The 3,455-nt window shown below is 72.4% G+C and carries 3 protein-coding genes; all 3 read left to right on the top strand.

Annotation, left to right across the window (positions count from 1 at the left end; translation table 11 throughout):
• Positions 1-595, top strand: a 595-nt coding sequence (locus tag H5J29_RS25730) for a molybdopterin oxidoreductase family protein (RefSeq protein ID WP_220187934.1), incomplete at its 5' end; no start/stop codon positions are given.
• Positions 592-939 (top strand): molybdopterin oxidoreductase, encoded by a 348-nt coding sequence (locus H5J29_RS25735; RefSeq protein WP_181783602.1) that lies wholly within the window; start codon positions 592-594, stop codon positions 937-939. The genes H5J29_RS25730 and H5J29_RS25735, both read left to right, overlap by 4 nt.
• 2 nt (positions 940-941) lie before the next feature.
• Positions 942-3,455, top strand: a 2,514-nt coding sequence (nirB, locus tag H5J29_RS25740) for a nitrite reductase large subunit NirB (protein ID WP_181783603.1), incomplete at its 3' end; no start/stop codon positions are given.

Below are 3,455 nucleotides of genomic sequence, written 5' to 3' on the forward strand. Positions count from 1 at the left end.
GCGGCGCGCCTCGGCGGGCGGGCTCGCCGACTACGCGGGGATCTCCTGGGAGCGGCTCGACGCGGGCGAGGAGCTCTTCTGGCCGTGCCCCGCGGAGGACCACCCGGGCACGCCGCGGCTGTTCGCGGAGCGGTTCGCGCACCCGGACGGGCTGGCCCGCTTCGTCCCCGTCGGCCCGCGCGGGGTGACCGAGCGGACCGACCACGAGTTCCCGTTCGTGCTCACCACCGGCCGGTCCCGCACGCACTACCAGTCCGGCAGCCAGACCCGGCGCAGCCCGACGCTCGCCGCCGCGGAGCCCGAGCCCTACGCCGAGGTCCATCCCGGGCTCGCCCGGCTGCTGGGCCTCACCGACGGCGCGCCGGTCCGGCTGACCACCCGGCGCGGCTCGGCGGAGCTGCGGATCCGGGTCACCGACACCATCCGCGCGGACACCGTGTTCGTGCCCTTCCACTGGCCCGGGGTCAACGCGCTGACCAGCGACCGGCTCGACGCGACCTCCCGGATGCCCGAGTTCAAGGCCTGCGCGGTCGCCGTCGCGCGGGCCTCGGGGGACCTGGTCCCCGCCCACCACCACGAGGAGAGCACCGGATGATCAGCAAGCCCACCTTCCTGCAGGGCATCTTCGCCTTCGAAGGCGCGGGGATCGACAAGCCCGTGCTGCTCGCGGACGCCCTGAGCTACACCGTGCCCGCGGGCGTCGTCTCCCAGCCGCTGTACTTCCGCGGCGGCAACACCACCGACGAGCTGGTCACGGTGGTGCTGGTGCGAGACGGCGCGCCGATGCGCTACTTCCCGATCGGGGCCCGGGCGAGCACCCACGTCCAGCTCGCGGTGGTCGAGGACATCGAGGAGGACACCGTCCTCGAGCTGCACGTCGCCGCGCGCGAGGGGCTCGCGGGCACCGTCGTCGTCGACCTCGGTCTGGTGGAGGTCTGAGGATGGCGGAGAAGGAGCACCTCGTCGTCGTCGGCAACGGGATGGCGGGCGCCCGTGCGGTCGAGGAGATCCTCGCCCGCGGTGGTGCCGAGCGCTTCGACATCACGATGTTCGGCGACGAGCCCTACGGCAACTACAACCGGATCATGCTCAGCCACGTGCTGGCGGGCGAGGACGCCGACGAGATCTACCTCAACCCGATGGACTGGTACCGCGACAACGCCATCACGCTCAACGCGGGCGTCCGGGTCGTGCGGATCGACCGGTTCGCGCGCAAGGTCTTCGCCGACGACGGGCAGACCCTCGCCTACGACAAGCTGGTCATCGCGACGGGCAGCCGCACCTTCTTCCCGCCCATGGACGGCATGTGGGTGGACGACCGGACCCTCACCCCCGGCGTCTTCGGCTTCCGGACCCTCGACGACACCACCGCCATGATCGACTACGCCCGGGACCACCGGACCGCGGTCGTGATCGGCGGCGGCCTGCTCGGGCTGGAGGCGGCCTACGGGCTCAAGCAGTACGGGCTCGACGTGCACGTCGTGCAGGGCGGCCCCGTCCTGATGAGCCAGCAGCTCGACGAGGAGGCGGGCGCGATCCTGCGCCGGGTCCTGGAGAACGAGGTCGGCCTCCACATCCACACCGGGCAGCGGCCTGCGGCGATCCGGTCCACCGGGTCCGTCGCGGGGGTGGTGCTCAAGGACGGGTCCACGATCGAGACGGACATGGTCGTGGTGACCGCCGGCATCCGGCCCAACGTGGGCCTCGGCGTCGTCTCCGGGCTGACCGTGGAGCGGGCGATCGTGGTCGACGACCAGATGCGCTCCGTGGACGACCCGGACATCTTCGTGGTCGGCGAGTGTTGCCAGCACCGCGGCGAGGTCTACGGCCTGGTCGCGCCGCTCTGGGAGCAGGCGGGCGTGCTCGCGGACATCCTCACCGGCGCGGACCCCAAGGCCGCCTACCACGGCTCGCGGAACGCGACGAAGCTCAAGGTGGCGGGCGTCGACGTCGCGCAGATGGGGATCAAGAACCCGGAGCGGCCCGACGACGAGTTCGTCCGGTTCTCCGAGCCGCGCCGCGGCGTCTACAAGTCCGTGGTCATCCGGGACGGTCGGCTGGTGGGGGCGACCCTGCTGGGCGAGACGGACAAGGTCGCCTTCCTGACCCAGAGCTTCGACCGCGGCCTCCCGCTGCCCGAGGAGCGGGTGGAGCTGCTGTTCAGCCTGGCCGGGCCGACCGAGGCCGAGGGCGCCGCCGAGATGGACGACTCGGTGCAGGTCTGCAACTGCAACGGCGTGTCCAAGGGCGACCTCTGCGGGGCCGTGGCGGCGGGCGAGTCGTCGGTCGGCGGGGTGATGGCCGCGACCCGGGCGGGCAAGGGCTGCGGGTCCTGCAAGTCGCTGGTCGCGCAGATCGTGGAGTGGGCGGTGTCGGAGGGCGGCGGCTCGCTGACGGTCGACGACTCCGCCTCCTGGTACGTGCCCGCGATCCCGCTGGACAAGCCCGCGCTGACCGAGGCGATCCGCGCACAGGGCCTCCGCTCGGTGTCGTCGGTCTTCGCCGCGCTGGCCCCCGCCGGGGAGGACGCCGGGTCCAAGATGGCGCTGGCCTCCCTGCTCAAGGTGATCTGGGCGGGCGAGTACGTCGACGAGCGGGACGCCAAGTACATCAACGACCGCGTGCACGCGAACATCCAGCGGGACGGCACGTTCTCCGTGGTCCCGCGGATGTCCGGCGGCGTCACGACGGCGGACGAGCTGCGCCGGATCGCCGACACCGCGGACCGCTTCGGCATCCCGATGATCAAGGTGACGGGCGGGCAGCGGATCGACCTCCTCGGCGTCAAGAAGGAGGACCTGCCCGCGGTGTGGGAGAGCCTCGACATGCCGTCGGGGTACGCCTACGGCAAGTCGATGCGCACCGTGAAGACCTGCGTGGGCACGGACTTCTGCCGGTACGGGCTCGGCGACTCCACCCAGCTCGGGATCGACATGGAGGAGCGGTTCAAGGGCCTGGAGAGCCCGGCGAAGCTCAAGCTGGCGGTGGCGGGCTGCCCGCGGAACTGCTCCGAGGCGCTGTGCAAGGACATCGGGATCGTCGCGGTGGGAGACGACCGGTGGGACGTCCTCGTCGGCGGCGCGGCGGGCGCGTCGATCCGACAGGGCGACCTGCTGGCCACGGTCGACGGGCGGGACGAGGCGTTGCGGCTCACCGGGGTCTTCATGCAGTACTACCGGGAGAACGGGCGCTGGCTGGAGCGGACGTACGACTTCGTGCCCCGCGTGGGCGTCGAGGAGCTCCGCGCGCTGCTGGTCGAGGACCGGGACGGGGTCGTCGCCGGGCTGGAGGAGCGGATGCAGACCGCGGTGGACGCCTACCGCGACCCCTGGCTGGAGGGCCGCGAACCGGCGACCGAGGGGCAGTTCCACGGGGCGTTGCCGCTGATCCCGCTGCCGCAGGTGCCGATCCGGGACGGGTCGTCGTCGCCCGCCGGGCTGCCCGTGCCGAGCCCG

Origin of the sequence: Pseudonocardia pini (assembly GCF_013870575.1) — a bacterium.
Lineage (GTDB): Bacteria > Actinomycetota > Actinomycetes > Mycobacteriales > Pseudonocardiaceae > Pseudonocardia > Pseudonocardia pini.